This is a genomic window from Bacillus sp. SRL543, from assembly GCF_984799205.1.
On the sequence record NZ_OZ481794.1, the window covers coordinates 2,956,596 to 2,971,928 of the forward strand.

At 46.5% G+C, this 15,333-nt stretch carries 13 protein-coding genes, 1 pseudogene, 1 riboswitch and 2 other annotated features; of the genes and pseudogenes, 4 read left to right on the forward strand and 10 right to left on the reverse strand.

What is annotated here, in order from left to right; translation table 11 throughout:
* Nucleotides 1–5: 5 nt before the first annotated feature.
* Nucleotides 6–253: a binding site (T-box leader), on the reverse strand.
* 42 nt (nucleotides 254–295) lie between these two features.
* Nucleotides 296–544: a binding site (T-box leader), on the reverse strand.
* A 61-nt stretch (nucleotides 545–605) separates the two neighbouring features.
* Nucleotides 606–1,250, reverse strand: coding sequence for an MOSC domain-containing protein (locus AC4E8B_RS15170; protein WP_490214201.1), 645 nt, complete (start codon nucleotides 1,248–1,250; stop codon nucleotides 606–608).
* A gap of 168 nt (nucleotides 1,251–1,418) precedes the next feature.
* Between AC4E8B_RS15170 and bcbE the strand changes: the two genes are divergently transcribed.
* On the forward strand, nucleotides 1,419–2,690 hold the full coding sequence (gene bcbE, locus AC4E8B_RS15175; RefSeq protein WP_490214202.1) for a bacillibactin exporter BcbE: 1,272 nt from the start codon (nucleotides 1,419–1,421) through the stop codon (nucleotides 2,688–2,690).
* Nucleotides 2,691–2,772: 82 nt separating this feature from the next.
* Here bcbE and AC4E8B_RS15180 read toward each other — a convergent pair.
* The 9 genes and pseudogenes from AC4E8B_RS15180 to AC4E8B_RS15220 all read right to left on the reverse strand — a co-directional run.
* Nucleotides 2,773–3,327: pseudogene (locus tag AC4E8B_RS15180) on the reverse strand (methyl-accepting chemotaxis protein); the annotation flags it as partial.
* A 1,017-nt stretch (nucleotides 3,328–4,344) separates the two neighbouring features.
* The gene (locus AC4E8B_RS15185; RefSeq protein ID WP_490214203.1) at nucleotides 4,345–5,109 is read right to left on the reverse strand and encodes an alpha/beta fold hydrolase; all 765 of its coding nucleotides are present in this window, start codon (nucleotides 5,107–5,109) and stop codon (nucleotides 4,345–4,347) included.
* A 4-nt stretch (nucleotides 5,110–5,113) separates the two neighbouring features.
* Nucleotides 5,114–5,236: a hypothetical protein gene (locus tag AC4E8B_RS15190; RefSeq protein ID WP_257991495.1), complete on the reverse strand. Its 123-nt coding sequence runs from the start codon at nucleotides 5,234–5,236 to the stop codon at nucleotides 5,114–5,116.
* 142 nt (nucleotides 5,237–5,378) lie between these two features.
* Nucleotides 5,379–5,615 carry a hypothetical protein gene (locus tag AC4E8B_RS15195; protein ID WP_490214204.1) on the reverse strand — a complete coding sequence of 79 codons (237 nt, stop codon included), beginning with the start codon at nucleotides 5,613–5,615 and terminating at the stop codon, nucleotides 5,379–5,381.
* A 103-nt stretch (nucleotides 5,616–5,718) separates the two neighbouring features.
* A complete protein-coding gene (locus AC4E8B_RS15200) occupies nucleotides 5,719–6,072 on the reverse strand; it encodes a hypothetical protein (RefSeq protein WP_490214205.1) in 354 nt (117 codons plus the stop codon).
* Nucleotides 6,073–6,164: 92 nt separating this feature from the next.
* Nucleotides 6,165–6,962, reverse strand: coding sequence for a DUF2935 domain-containing protein (locus AC4E8B_RS15205; protein ID WP_490214206.1), 798 nt, complete (start codon nucleotides 6,960–6,962; stop codon nucleotides 6,165–6,167).
* A 179-nt stretch (nucleotides 6,963–7,141) separates the two neighbouring features.
* Complete coding sequence (locus tag AC4E8B_RS15210) at nucleotides 7,142–9,013, reverse strand: PTS fructose transporter subunit IIABC (RefSeq protein ID WP_490214207.1); 1,872 nt, start codon at nucleotides 9,011–9,013, stop codon at nucleotides 7,142–7,144.
* A 13-nt stretch (nucleotides 9,014–9,026) separates the two neighbouring features.
* Complete coding sequence (gene pfkB / locus AC4E8B_RS15215; RefSeq protein WP_490214208.1) at nucleotides 9,027–9,938, reverse strand: 1-phosphofructokinase; 912 nt, start codon at nucleotides 9,936–9,938, stop codon at nucleotides 9,027–9,029.
* On the reverse strand, nucleotides 9,935–10,687 hold the full coding sequence (locus AC4E8B_RS15220) for a DeoR/GlpR family DNA-binding transcription regulator (RefSeq protein WP_490214209.1): 753 nt from the start codon (nucleotides 10,685–10,687) through the stop codon (nucleotides 9,935–9,937). Before AC4E8B_RS15220 ends, pfkB begins: the two co-directional genes overlap by 4 nt.
* A 271-nt stretch (nucleotides 10,688–10,958) precedes the next feature.
* Between AC4E8B_RS15220 and AC4E8B_RS15225 the strand changes: the two genes are divergently transcribed.
* From AC4E8B_RS15225 to AC4E8B_RS15235, 3 genes are all read left to right on the forward strand, one after another.
* Nucleotides 10,959–11,300 carry a hypothetical protein gene (locus AC4E8B_RS15225; protein ID WP_490214210.1) on the forward strand — a complete coding sequence of 114 codons (342 nt, stop codon included), beginning with the start codon at nucleotides 10,959–10,961 and terminating at the stop codon, nucleotides 11,298–11,300.
* A gap of 226 nt (nucleotides 11,301–11,526) precedes the next feature.
* Nucleotides 11,527–11,721, forward strand: a riboswitch (cobalamin riboswitch).
* A 220-nt stretch (nucleotides 11,722–11,941) separates the two neighbouring features.
* The gene (locus AC4E8B_RS15230; RefSeq protein WP_490214211.1) at nucleotides 11,942–14,173 is read left to right on the forward strand and encodes a ribonucleoside-diphosphate reductase subunit alpha; all 2,232 of its coding nucleotides are present in this window, start codon (nucleotides 11,942–11,944) and stop codon (nucleotides 14,171–14,173) included.
* Between the two features lie 18 nt (nucleotides 14,174–14,191).
* On the forward strand, nucleotides 14,192–15,235 hold the full coding sequence (locus AC4E8B_RS15235) for a ribonucleotide-diphosphate reductase subunit beta (RefSeq protein WP_490214212.1): 1,044 nt from the start codon (nucleotides 14,192–14,194) through the stop codon (nucleotides 15,233–15,235).
* Nucleotides 15,236–15,333: the final 98 nt, after the last annotated feature.

Consider the following 15,333-nt stretch of genomic DNA (forward strand, 5'->3'; position numbering starts at 1 on the left):
TGCATATAGAGGACGATATTCCGGACCGCGGTGCCACCTCAGATTAGAGCAATAAATGCTCTCTCTTTTCGGGTGCGCAAGACTCTCGGCCCTGCAGACCCTATCCTGATAACGGCGGAATCCCGTGCATCCCTACTTTTTTCAGGATGCCTCTCACAAGTCCATTCACAATGCTGTTCGTGCCGGCTTCCACCACTCCCGGCTCTCTGGAACGAACTTAAGCACTGCTACTACTCTTGTTCAGCGATTTCTATATTCTTTTTTCTATAACACAAAAAGGGTCCCTCATCCTTATAAAAAGGACGAGAAACCCGTGGTGCCACCTTCATTAGCTGATCAATCAGCTCACTTTGCAGACAACAGAACAAAAGTCCTGCCATCTGTCTCTTGTAACGTTGAGACCGTTCGCCAAAGCCTACTGCTCAAAAAAGGTTCGGTTTGGAGGCTCGGAAGTCCATTCACTATAGCATCTGCACTGATTCCCACCATCCATCAGCTCTCTAAAGCATCTGCAAAAGCTACTACTCTTCGTCATTGCCGTGCGATATATTGATTATTATGATAAATCGGATATATCCGTTTGTCAAATCTTTTTTTACAAAAAATTATGTAATATTATACAAAGCCTTTTGGAGCTTTGTTTTCCAGACATCCGCCAGAGCCTCTATTAGGAGCATCTTCTCCATTGCCTGAGCGTCTTTCCGCCCGCGGAAAAAAATTTCATTCCCCTCCAAGACCGAGATTTCCTCCTGCTTCCGTTCAAGAAGGGTAATTTGTGAATCTTTCCTGACCCTGCCTGGTTCAATCACCCTGAAAAAATATCCTGTGAAGCCTGTCTCCACAATTCTTGCCAGCAGTTTATCAGCTTCATTGAACTTAGAGATGGTCGAGCACGGCACCCGCCCCTGGGTGATTTGGATGACCGCATTGCCCAGTGCAAAGATATCCCCGATGAATACCTCTTCTTCCGTCATCTTTTCTGCACAGATATTTTCTCCGAATGCCGGAGGCTGAAACGGCTTTCCAAACTCTTTTTCCCACCTGCTGTAATGTTCATAAGGATACAGGCATACTGCCCTGTCAGGGCCGCCGTGGAAATCCGGATTGGCGACACCGTCGCCGGTAAAACCCTCAGGCGTCAAGCTGGCTTCCTCAAGCGGGGTCTTACCGATTCCAGAAATTTCTTTTGACCCTTTCCAATCAAATTGTCTTGGCTTGCCAATGCTGAATTCTATAATCCGGCCTTTCATTGCTATCTCCCTTTCAATGGACCTAATTAGTCTGCCCGCTGGCATTATCCCCTATTCTAACTCTTTTTCCTGTTTGTTCCAACCCTTTCTTATGCCAAAAAATAGCAGGGAAAGAACTGAGGCTGTTGGCTAATAGTAATAGTATCAACACAGGAGGCAGGTTTTCATATGGAGCATGTGGAAAAAGTCGTTTTAAAGAAATCCAAGAAAAAAGCAAAGGATAATAAGAGCCGGAAAAGCAATGACACGCATAATCAAAAATGGGCTGTTCTCTCTATTTCCTCCATCCCCCTTGTTATGACACTGGGGAATTCCATGCTTATTCCAGTTCTGCCCGTAATGGAGCGGGAGCTTGGCATTTCTTCCTTCCAGTCCAGTATGATCATAACGGTGTACAGCATAGTTGCCATTATCCTGATCCCTCTTGCTGGATACCTTTCAGATCATATCGGAAGGAAAAAAGTAATCATTCCAAGCCTCCTGATTGCCGCAATCGGCGGACTCATCTCCGGGTGGGCTTCCTGGAAAATGGCCGACCCCTACTGGCTCATCCTTATCGGCAGATCGCTGCAGGGGATCGGGGCAGCCGGCGGGGCGCCCATTGTCATGCCTTTAGTGGGCGATATGTTCAAAAATGAGGAAGAAGTGAGCAGTTCTCTCGGGGTGATTGAGACCTCGAACACCTTCGGCAAAGTATTAAGTCCGATTCTCGGGGCCTTTTTGGCAGGCTTTTTATGGTATTTGCCTTTTTTTGCTTTTCCAGTATTCTGTGCCATTTCTATTCTTCTAATGGTCTTGCTGGTAAAAACACCGGAGAAGCGCACAGAGCCAATTCCCTTCAAGGCCTTTTTCAAAAAAATTAAAGATATTTTTAAGAATAATGGCAAATGGCTTTACGCCATATTTGTGGCAGGCATCATATTAATGTTCGTATTATTTGGAGTGCTGTTTCATCTATCGGATATCCTAGAAAAACAGTATGACATCAAAAATGTAAAAAAAGGCCTTTTTCTGGCCATCCCGCTGGGCGCGCTATGTTTATCGTCCTATATTACAGGAAAGCTGATCAAAGAAAATAAGAACCTGATGAAGTGGATTACTTTTTCTGGCAGCATCCTGCTTGCTGCGTCAGTCGGAATACTGGGGCTCTCGACCAATCTGTGGTATTTAATGGCCATGTTCGCAATCGGGGGAATCGGCATCGGAGTCAGCCTGCCCTGCCTGGATGCCCTGATCACTGAAGGCATCGAGAAGGAAGAGAGAGGGACCATCAGTTCACTGTACAGTTCGATGAGATTCATCGGCGTAGCAGCCGGTCCGCCCGCCATCGCCATCATCGTTAAGCATTCGGAACAGCTTCTGTTTTATATATTATGCGGTGTTTCCATCCTTGCTGCACTTGCGGTCCTGTTTGCGATAAAGCCTGATAAAAGCGGATAGGCTGCAGCAGTCGCTGGCCATGAGCTAACAAATGAATAAAGAAAAAGCCCGGCAATATGCCGGGCTTTTTCTTGCATCATCATCACTTTACCGTTTCCTCAAGACTGCTTGTCAAAGCATTCAGTTCACGGATATTTTCAACGATTCCTGTTACACGCTGTTCCTGGACCTCGGCACTTGCCAGCACTTCTTCAACGGAAGCTGCCGACTGTTCGGTTATGGCTGCTACAGCTGTCATTTCCTCCCTGACGCTGGCTGATGCCTGCTGAAGCTGTTCGTTGAGTGTCCTTAAGTATCCTGCCTGCCGCAATACAGCAGAGGACTGTTCCTGAATAGATGAGAACAGGTTCTCCGCCTCTTCCGCAGACTGCCTTCCAGCAGAGACCTCCGCCATCCCGCTCCCGATCAGTTCCGCTGCCTCCTTGAATTTGGACTGGATCCCTTCCAGGATGCCAGTTATTTGGCCTGAAGCAACATGCGCCTGCATGGCTAGCTTTCTGACCTCCTCTGCCACCACGGCGAATCCTTTGCCATGTTCCCCTGCACGTGCAGCTTCAATGGCAGCGTTCAATGACAGCAGATTGGTCTGATCGGCTATGCCGGCGATCAGTTTGACAATGCCTTCGATCTGTTTGTTTTCTTCATTTACTTTTGCCATGACAGAATTAGTGGTTTCTACCATCCTTCCAATACCGTTCATTTTTTCATAAAGCCTGTCCATCTTTTCTTTCCCCTGCATCGTCATTTCTGCCGAGGCGGTTGAAGAATCTTCCATGATTCCTGATGCCTCATTCGCCTTCAGAACTCCATCATAAACGTCCTGAATAGCTGCATTTATATCTGTGATGCTCGCAGCCTGAGATTCAATCCCCCCTGCAAGCTCCTGAAAAGCGAGGACCACCTCGCCCGTTATTTTACCTGTCACTTCCGCATTTTCATTCAGCCCGCGGTTGGACCTTCCCAAAACCTCGATTGTCCTCTGAACTTCCTGCAGGACCACTTCGGCTTTCTTCTTTTGAAGCTCCGATTGCTTCCTGCCTGACTCAACCTTCTTCAGCATCCCGCTCCCCAGCAGGCTTTGCGCGGTAAGGGCAGCCAGCACTAAGATGAAAAAGGCATTGACACCGAGTTTGTCAACCTCGGCATAACCCGGCTTCACTGCAAGGAAGTAGTTCAGCATAGCCAGTGCAATCAGCCCATTTAATAACAGCGGGCGGTAGTTATGATACAAGGAAATAATTCCAAGCGCTAAAAAGAATATAAGCGTATTTGTAAACTCAGCTGTTGTATGGACAAAGAAAAAAGAAATGACCGCCAGCCCAATTGATATAACATACATGATCAGGGGGATTCCTTTTTTCCTCCAGATCATGAAGCTGCAGAACAATGAGAATGGTCCTCCAGCCGCCAATATGGTCACAACCGTTTTCGGGGTATCAAATGCTACTGCAATTCCGAGGATCACACAAGCCCACAATAGATAGACAAGCAATTGATTCCTTTTATGCAGGTCAGCCAAGTATTCTGTCATATTATTCTCCTGGTAAGATGTTTTTCCAAATTTATTCAGCATAAATTCAGTAACTTTATTATAATGGGAAATAATACCTAAGAAAAGCTTTTTCACGCTAAAAAGAACAGCACTCTGGCTGTTCTAAATTTTCGCCTCCGAAAAAAGGAAGCCAAGTATTATCTGGTTAAAAGCATGCCATTTTTTAGTAGGCAGCTGATGGGCAACTTTTTTTATGACAGCTGATTGATAAGCAGTGTGTTTTTTGTATGATCTGATGTGCTGATTGGCGAAATCGCGGGATCCGTACATCAGAAGCAATGGAGCCTTTAGCTCTTTCAGCTCGTCAGTGCAATTGTATTGCAGTGACTGGCCGTAAAACTGGAACCATACCCGTTTGTCTGCCAGCTCCATATGCTCCACTAGCCTGGCACGGTATGCATGATCGCGCGTATGGCTTGCCGCAAGCAGCGGGATCAGGACCTTCGGATGGTGCTTGACCATATACATTCCAGCCAAATGTTCATACTTAAACGCAGCTGACTGAACTTCCGGGTAACCGCCTGCCAGCAGAAGCGCGGCTGTCCGCTCAGGATATCGGAGCGCAAATTCCTGAGCGATGAGCCCGCCGGCAGAATAGCCAAGAACCGCTGCTTTTTCAGTTTTCAGGTGATCCAGCAGCGCAGCTATTTCTCCTGCATATCCGCTGATGGATATGTTTGTCTGGATGGCGGGAGACTGCCCGTGTCCGCTCAGGTCTGGAAGAATGAGCCTGAACCATTCAGAAAGCGGCTTTTGGCGCTCGAAAACCACGCTTCCCATACCAGGCGGGTGAATGAAGACAATCGGAATCCCGCTGCCCATCTCTTCATAAAAAATCCTCCCGCCCTGATATTCAAAACTGGCCATAAAGTCAGTGCGGCCTCTGTTTCTCAGCTTTCTTTTCTGAAGCTGTCATTTCCTTTGAAAACTCCATATCATTTATGCTTTTGGCGCTTTGCAGGCCGGATTTGGTTTTTCTATTGCGCTTAGTCATGAAGTGTCCTCTCCTTCTGCAGCATTAGTGGACAGTTTTGGCTGCTGTGCAGCAGGAACTCTGTCCCAGGCTGCCTTTATAGTATGGCTCGTAAAACGGAACAGTCATGCACCTAAAAAGGATTGCCTTGATTTACCGGCCACTATTGTTTACCGCCCCTTTCGGAATAATTCCCCAGCAGTCCCAGCTCTTTATTGAGCAGAAGTTCCATCTGCTCAATGTCGCTTCGCTCCACGACACCATCTATTTCGTTCCACCCGATGCTATAAACAAGGAAATATCCCCTGACCCGCCGGAAAATAACAGTGGTATTCGGATACTTATCAAAGACCGCCTTTCTCTGCCCTCTCCTCATATAGCCCCATTTCAATATTTCCATACAATCCCTGCATTCTGATTAGTTTTTTTACCATTTACCCTAAACAGCGGGGATTATCACTTAAAAAGAAAAAGCCGCATTTCTGCGGCCAGTACTTTCCTTTTTATCTTTCGCCAGACAAATTTCCTCCAAGATCCGGTTTATCTTCGGTCTTTGGAGTCTCGTCGTTTCTCATGCCACGGTCGCTCCAGTCTTCGCTGCTCTCATTTTTCTCTTCAATTTGTTCATCAAGCTGCCTCATATCTGCCGGATCTACGTAGCGTGAAGGTATGACCCTGTTGCTGTCGTTATTAGGCTGATTGACCTGGTCATTGTCAAAACCATCGCCATTATTGCGCATTGGTGTATAGTTCATCTCTTCCGGTTCATTCATTTGATTATTATTGTTTGTGCCGCACGCTGACAAGGGCATGACTATGGACAAAATTGCCAGAATGGCTGCTAAGCTTCTTTTCACTAAGATTGCCTCCTCGAAATGTGATCCTTTTTAGTATGTTCACATTAGAGAAGGTTAAAATGCGAAATATTTTCAAACAGGGAAATGGCTGCCTAATATTGAAGGCGGGGTTTCGCAGGATTGCAGTCCGGCTCTTGCCCGGACTGCGACTCGGCCAGCTTTGTAAGATAATAGCATTCCTCTCTATACATATGGTCGGCCATCAGGGGAGCAAATGTTCCAAGAGCCTGGTTTGAGAGTTCAAGTTCTTCGATTTCATCCAGGAAATTCATAAACAACTTCATTTCGAGCTTTACGTTTTCATTGAAGCGGTCAAGTGCAGGAAAGCTTTGTATATTTGTCCGCAGAAAACCGGTAAGCTCCACTGCTTTTAAATAAAAGCCCTCAAAATGCTTCGTATAGTCATCGCTTTTTTCTTTGATCATCTTCTCAATCCGGTCCATATTATCGGAAATCGCTCCGGCATGACCGGCAGCATCGAGCAGCCAGATCAGATGGTGATGAAGCTCATGAAATACAGGAGGTGCTTCACCTTTTTTTAAGCAGCTCAGCACAAGCAGGTATTCTTCCAGCTCGTTTACCATATGGTTGATGAAGGTCGGACCAAGGTGGATTTTAATTTTGCCGGTCAGATGCTCTTCGATCAATTTCAGCTTAAAGCTCCGCAGCTTTTCTGCCTCTCTTTCTGCCAGCATGCTTAATTGTATAGGATCTGCGCTTCCTGTCTGTACGAGCAGTTCATCAAAGGCATTTATAAAATATTCTGCTGTCCGGATATTTTCCTTTTCAGACGGCGCCAGGGCGTCATGGATGAATCTCGCATGATCCCCGAGGATCTGGAGCCAGAACCCGTTTTCTTCCATTGCCGCTTCTTTGAATGTTTTGGCCATTTATCATCACCCTTTCAGGAACATATATATTATTCATATTTCCCTGAGCGCTGATTATGACCTGCGGAAACCCTTGCGCTTTGTCTGTGGAAGAGAGCTAAGGCTGCTGCAGCCCTGATGAACTGATCTTATCAAGCAAAGAAAAAACCGGAAAGCATAATAGCTTTCCGGCTGGGTTATTATTTAACTTGTGCTGCAGGTTTTTTAAAGATTCCCAAAAGGACGGCAGATACAACCGAGCCAACCAGGATGGCTAATAGGTACAGCAGCGCATTTCCTTCTACAAGGAAGGAAACAAACACTCCTCCGTGAGGTGCGCGGAGGCCGATGTTAAAGAGCATGGACAGTGCGCCTGTTGTGGCAGCACCCACCATGATCGACGGAATGACCCTGATCGGATCTGCTGCCGCAAACGGGATGGCGCCTTCCGTGATGAAAGATATGCCCATGATATAGTTGACAGCTCCTGCATCTCTTTCCTGCTTTGTGAATTTATTTTTAAAGAAAGTTGTAGCCAGGGCAATGGCAAGCGGCGGAACCATACCGGCCGCCATGATGGCAGCCATCGGCTCATAGACGCCATTTGCCAGAAGGCCTGTCCCGAATACATAGGCTGACTTATTGACAGGGCCACCCATATCAAAAGCCATCATTAAGCCCAGTACAATTCCAAGCAGTACAGCGTTGGCAGTGCCAAGCCCGGCGAGCCATTCTGTGATCGCATTGTTCAGTGCACCGACAGGCTCATTGACTGCATACAGCATGGCAAGGCCAGTCAGCAGGATTCCAAGTAGCGGGTAAAGCAAAATAGTCTTGATTCCTTCAAGAGCAGACGGAAGGCCGGACAATAGCTTCTTAAGAAGCACAACGATGTAACCGGCAAGGAAACCGGCAATCAAGCCGCCAAGGAAGCCGGCGCCGCCGCTTGCGGCCATGAAACCTCCGACCATGCCTGGAGCAAAGCCCGGACGGTCTGCTATACTCATTGCAATAAATCCGGCAAGTACAGGAACCAGCAGGCCAAAGGCATTGCCCCCGCCAATGGTCATAAGTGCCGCTGCAAATTCATTGTAGGAAGGATCATTAGGATCGGATGCGTTATAGCCGAACATAAAGGAAATTGCGATCAGGATCCCGCCGCCGACAACAAACGGAAGCATATTGGAAACACCATTCATCAGATGCTTGTAGATGCCGCCTTTTTTCTCCTTATTGCCGCTGTCTTCTGAAGCATTGCCTGATCCCTGATAGACCGGCGCATCCTTTTTAACGGCCCTGTCAATAAGCTCTTTAGGCTTGCGGATGCCGTCTGCTACGGCCGTCTGGATGACATGCTTCCCTCTGAAGCGTTCCATTTCCACTTTTGTGTCTGCCGCCACAATAACGGCAGCTGCATTTTCGATTTCTTCCCGGGTAAGGACATTCTTAGCCCCGCCGGATCCATTTGTCTCTACCTTTATATCAATGCCCAGTTCAGCTGCTTTCGCTTTGAGTGAATCTGCGGCCATGTAGGTATGTGCTATCCCTGTAGGACAGGCTGTAACAGCGACGATGAAGTCCTTTTTGTTTTCCATGCTCTGCTCTTCTTCTTCGCCTTCTTCATCATGGGCATTGATAATGCTCAAAACGGTTTCCGCAGAATCCGCTTCCATCAGCTCCCTGCGCACTTCTTCTCTCATAAGGATGGAAGAAAGGCGTGAAAGTGCCTCAAGGTGGGTATTGTTCGCACCTTCAGGGGCGGCAATCATGAAGAATAGATGTGACGGCTGTCCGTCCAGTGAATCATAATCCACCCCTTCTGCCGATTTGCCGAATGCAATTGCAGCATTGGCAACAGCCGCGGTTTTCGCATGGGGGATGGCAATGCCGTCGCCTATTCCGGTAGTGCTCTGTTCTTCTCTTTTTAGAATAGCTTCTTTGAAAGCGGAAATGTCATTAAGCTTTCCAGCTTTATCAAGAGTTTCTGCCAGCTGGTCGATTGCCCCGCGCTTATCCCTGCCATTAATAGAGAGCAGGATCGTATCTTTTGTCAACAGCTCTGTAATTTTCATAAAGCTCTCCCCTTTAAATTGTTCTGACCGCTACCTCGGGCAGCAGTTCTTCTACTTTTTCAATCGTGCACAGGCCAATTGAAAAGGCTGTTGCACTTCCAGACGCCACACTGTATTTAAAAGCCGCTTCATAGCTGCCGCTTCGGCTGAATTCGGCAAGGAAGCCGGCAACCATAGAATCTCCGGCACCTACCGAGCTTTTTAATGTGCCCTTCGGTACAGTCGCTGTAATGGCCATATCGCCATTCACAAATACAGCCCCCTCCCCAGCCAGGGAAATGATGACGTTCTGCGCACCCATTTCGATAAGCTTTTTAGCGTACGGAAGCACTTCTTCGCACGTATGGATTTCAGTGCCGAATAATTCGCCAAGTTCATGGTGATTGGGCTTGATCAGGAAAGGACGGTATGGGAGAACCTTTTTAAGCAGCTCACCCTCTGCGTCTGCAGCAAACTCTGCACCGCCGGCATGGCAGATTTTGGCCAATGATTCGTACGTATCATCCGGCATCGTGGAAGGGATGCTTCCGGCCAGCACCAGCATATCTCCCTCTCCCAGCCGGCTGATTTCAGAAGTCAATGCTTCCAGGTCTTCTCTGCTGATTTCAGGCCCCCTGGCATTGATTTCAGTTTCCTGCCCGCTTTTCAGCTTGATATTGATTCTTGTGTCATCCTTTACCGGAACGAATCGGGTCTTAATATTCTCTTCCTCCAGGGAGTCTTCGATATATTTACCGGTAAACCCGCCGGCAAACCCGATTGCTTCACTGTCGACTCCCATCCTTTTCAGGACCCGGGAAACGTTTATGCCTTTTCCTCCAGGAAATTTAGATTCACTTTTTGTCCTGTTCAATCCGCCGAGCTGGACATTGTCCAGCTCAACGATATAATCAACGGAAGGGTTAAGCGTCAATGTGTAAATCATGCTGTCACAACCTTAATTTTTGTTTTGCTGATAAAGGATTCTCTGCTCTCTGCATCAAGCGAGTTTGTGATGATGGATGCTTCATGAAGCTCCGCAATTTTGGCGAAAGCGATTTCAGAAAACTTCGAACTATCCGAAAGCACATATGCTTCCCTCGATAGTGAAATGGCCGTCTGCTTGATCATTGCTTCCTCCTGGTCCGGTGTAGTATAGCCGAACTGAGGATGGATGCCATTGACACCCATAAAGCATTTATCAAATCTGTACTGGCCCAGGCTTGACAGGGCCCCCCTGCCTATAATGGCGTTCGTATGCGGCTTAGCATAGCCGCCTACCAGGAAGGTCTTGATCCCTCTCTCCATTAGGATTTGTATATGCATAAGCCCGTTTGTCACTACCACAATATCCTTATGAGGCAAGAAGGGAATCATTTCCTGTACGGTCGAACCCGCATCCAGATATATGCAATCTCCCTCTTCTACAAGGCCTGCTGCATACTTCGCAATATCCTTTTTCTCTATACGGTTTTTAGAGGATTTTTCCACCATGCTGGGTTCCTGGAGTTTCCCCTGCAGTCTCGCAGCACCCCCATGCACCCTTTTTAAAAACTTATCATTTTCAAGCTGGGATAAATCCCGTCTAATGGTTGATTCTGAGGAAGCTGTCAATTCGACAAGCTCCTGTATTTTAACTGTATGCTTCTCTTTTAGCATCTCAAGTATGAGCTGATGTCTCTCTGGCGTCAGCAAGAATAACACCTCCCGGCTGCTTTCACTGGCAGCTTCATGGCTTTTTGCTTAGTAATTGTATCTTTAATTATGTAAGCCAATTGTAATGGAATCGATTTCAAAAATCAATCATTTTCTTTCACAACCATCCAAATAAGTTCATGAATTGATGATTATTGATTGTTTCGCATTAATTCGGATTTTTTTGAAAATATCAAAGTTTTGTTTGCCTGTTTATTGAACGCTATAATGGAGAGGCGAAAATATTATAAATGTCTTGGAGAGTGTTTCAGTGAAAAATATTGGCGGTTTTTATCTAGAACTGATTAAAGTAATCATCATTGCCGTTGCCGTGTTTGCCCTTTTTGGATTTTTTCATGAAAAGATCCTTGGACTTGCGGTCCCGGCAGATGAAGATATAACAAGCAAAGCATTCGGGGTGCCATTCTATATTCAGTCTGCTGCACTATTCATGCTTCTTTTCCTTCTTTATAAGACAAATCTGCAAAGGTGGAGCTGGTATAAAAAGTGGAAGAACAGCGCCAGGCTTTCGACAAATACGGCACGGATTCTGCTTATTGCCGGGAGCGCCATGCTCCTGCTTCCTTATTTTTATTATTTTTTAGCTTTATGATTGATGTAGGATTTTATCTATGCTACAATCAAGGTACAAGATATTGATTATACATCACGAATCAACACTACATATTGTTTTCCTTATGAATGAATTTTGTTTGTGGTCTCTTTTTCCTTTTTCGCTTCTGAAACTCGGGAAGCGATTTTTTTTGCAGAAAGACCAGAGAATTTTGGCGAATGATCGATGCGGCTGCCGATTCAGGCTATTGCTGTCAACAATTGAATAAGAATCCGCAAGTGTTGGTGCCCATTAAGGGCTTAAAAGGGAATCCGGTTCGATGCCGGAGCTGTCCCCGCAACTGTAAGTGTGTACGAGGTAAGCATCCACTGTATATGAACGCTGAACAGGCGCATTTATGGGAAGGGCTTATAGTAGGATGATGCACGAGCCAGGAGACCTGCCATGCTTGCAAAGTTTCGGTTCTTCGGGGATTGGGAAGGTGAAACGATGGTATAAATCGTTTGATCTTCTTTTATGCCTTCGTTTGATCCGCCCAATATGTGGGCGGATTTTTTTATGGTCAAGGAATTAATAAATTGTAACACTTGTGGATGATTTTCAATTCTTTATCCACGTCCAGCTTAAACGCTTGCGCTTTTGTTTTTGGAAAAATACTGATCAACCCAGGAGGTATGACTATGAACATTTCTTCGGCAAAACCGCTGCCATTGGCAGCCATTGATTCAGATTTCCCGCATTTGGACTTTCAGCACCTCTATAAAAGGGCGATTCAGCTGCAGGAGAATCACACTCCAGGAAAAGATGAGCTACTTAACCAGCTGATTCTTGATTCTCTTTCTATGATCAGCGAGGCGGATCCTGACTGGACATTCGTGGCCGCACGCCTGTATTTATCCAGCCTTTATGAGGAAGCTGCCGAGAACCGCCGCTTCACTGCCGGAGATCGGTATGGCCCCCTGTACGGGCTTATCACCAATCTAACCGATGCTGGGGTCTACTCTCCAGTCCTGCTGGAATCTTATACTAAAGAAGAAATCGCTGAAATCGGTTCTTTCATTGACCCGGAGAAGGACAGGCTTTTTACATATATAGCAGTGAAGATGCTGGCTGACCGCTATCTGAGCCGGGATAAGAAAAAGAGGCTGTTCGAGCTGCCGCAGGAAAGATTCATCATTATCAGTATGGCTTTGAACCGTTCAGAGCCGAAGGAACGCAGACTGTCTCTCATTAAGGAATCCTATTGGGCTTTAAGCAATCTGTATATGACAGCAGCAACCCCTACCCTCTCCAATGCCGGAAAGAACTGGGGCCAGCTTTCAAGCTGCTTTATCGATACAGTGGATGACAGCCTGCAGGGCATTTATGACAGCAATACAGATATCGCGAACCTTTCCAAGAATGGCGGCGGCATCGGGGTCTATCTGGGAAAGATCCGGAGCCGGGGCAGTGATATTAAAGGATTTAAAGGGGCTTCATCAGGAGTTCTTCCATGGATGAAGCAGCTCAATAACACAGCTGTGAGCGTCGATCAGCTCGGACAGCGAAAAGGGGCAGTCAGCGTCTATCTCGACGTCTGGCATAAAGATATCTTTTCTTTCCTGGACAGCAAATTGAATAACGGGGATGAAAGATACCGCACCCATGATTTATTCACCGGTGTCTGCCTGCCGGATTTATTCATGGAAACGGTGGAATCGCGCGGGGACTGGCATCTGTTCGATCCCCATGAGGTACGGAGTATTATGGGCTTTTCCCTTGAAGATTTTTATGATGAAAAGCCAGGTGCTGGTTCTTTCCGGAATAAGTACGAAGAATGCATCGCAAACCCGGAGCTGTCTGCGACAATAGTGCCCGCAATCGATATTATGAAGAGGATCATGATCAGCCAGCTTGAAACCGGCACTCCTTTCATGTTTTATCGGGACGAAGTCAACAGGAAGAATCCCAACAGTCATGCAGGCATGATCTACTGCACCAATCTCTGCACTGAAATCGTGCAAAATCAGAGTGCAACCATAACGAAGGAGCAGCGTGAAGAAGACGGCCGGATTATTATTGAAAAGATCCCCGGCGACTTTGTAGTCTGCAATCTGTCATCTATTAATCTGGCGAGAGCTGCAGCTGACAATGTATTGGAAAGATTGATCCCGATTCAGGTGAGGATGCTGGATAATGTCATTGATCTGAATACCATCCCCGTCCTCCAGGGAGTGGCCACCAACCGCAAATACAGGGCAATCGGGCTCGGTACATTTGGCTGGCATCATTTGCTCGCCTTGAAAAAACTCAGGTGGGAAAACGAAGAAGCCGTCAGGCTGGCAGATGAGCTGTACGAAAAGATTGCCTTCCTGACTATTAAAGCCAGTATGAATCTGGCCATGGAAAAAGGCTCATATCCTGCGTTCAAAGGCTCTGACTGGCAAACCGGCGAATACTTTGCTTCCCGCGGCTACAGCAGCCTGGACTCTGTCCACGATTGGGATTCTTTGATGCAGGCAGTCAAGAAGAACGGCATCCGAAATGGATATCTTATGGCTGTGGCCCCCAATGCATCAACAGCCATTATTGCCGGCAGCAGTCCGAGCATCGATCCGATATTCAGGAAATTCTATTCTGAAGAAAAGAAAGATTACAAGATTCCGGTAACGGCGCCTGACTTGAATGAGCATACAACCTGGTACTATAAGTCAGCTTACGTGATTGATCAGCACTGGAGCATCCTTCAGAACAGCCAAAGGCAGAAACACATCGATCAGGCAATCTCTTTTAATTTTTATGTCCAGAACAATATTAAAGCAAAGGAACTGCTGGATTTGCATCTGTCTGCCTGGAAGAACGGTTTGAAAACAACGTATTATGTCAGGTCTACTTCTTCTGACTATGAAGACTGTGATTCCTGCTCAAGCTAACCTATAAGGAGTGTTATTATGACAACCCCTGTCCATAAAAGAGAAATCATGAATCAAACAGCACCAAACCGCTCTACCGGAATCATCAATGGAGAATGTTCCAATATCCTGAATTGGGATGATGTCAGGTTCCAATGGGCCTTTCCTAAATACAAGCGGATGCTCGCCAATTTCTGGACCCCTTTTGAAATCAATATGTCACAGGACATCAAACAGTTTCCTGAGTTATCAGCAGAAGAAAAGGAAGCTTTCTTAAAAATCATCGGCCTCCTTGCCCTTCTTGACAGCATTCAGACTGATTATGCCGGAAAGGTCGCTGATTACCTGACAGATTCCAGCCTGTCCGCCCTGATGATCATCCTTGCCCAGCAGGAAGTGATCCATAACCACTCTTATTCTTATGTGCTTTCAAGCATTGTTGATAAAAAAAAGCAGGACGAAGTGTTTGAATTCTGGCGTACCGAGCCTGCCCTTGTGAAGCGGAATGAATTCGTTGCCTCCGGCTACAGGAAATTTGCAGAGTCGCCTTCCGTTGAAAGCCTGCTGAAATCGATCATTTTCGACGTAGTGCTGGAGGGGCTGTTCTTCTATTCCGGCTTCGCCTTTTTCTATCATCTGGCACGGAACCAGAAAATGGTCTCTACCAGCACGATGATCAATTATATTAATAGAGATGAACAGCTTCATGTCGATCTTTTTGCTAAAATCTTTCAGGAAATCCTTGAAGAATATCCTGACCACAATACCAAAGAGCTGGCAGAATTCGCCGAGTCTACTTTCAGGGAAGCCGCCCATCTCGAAATTGAATGGGCGCGTTCAATCATTGGGGATAAAATAAACGGCATCCTGATCGAAGATGTGGAGGAGTATATAAAATTTTATGCGAACGTCCGCTCCAACCAGCTGGGCTTTAATCGGCCTTTTGAAGGATCAAGGACTAATCCCCTCCGCTGGATCAAGGCCTATGAAGAGGTCGATCTTGGAAAATCGGACTTTTTTGAACAAAAGCCGAGGCAGTATGTGAAGGTGAATACAGTGGATAATGGGTTTGATGATCTATAAATTTACTCATGAGAAAGCACCCCTGCTTGTCGGCAGGGGTGCTTTTGGCTGAAGAAAATCTGCGGCTTTTTTTACAGAAATAAGGAAGAAGATGATAA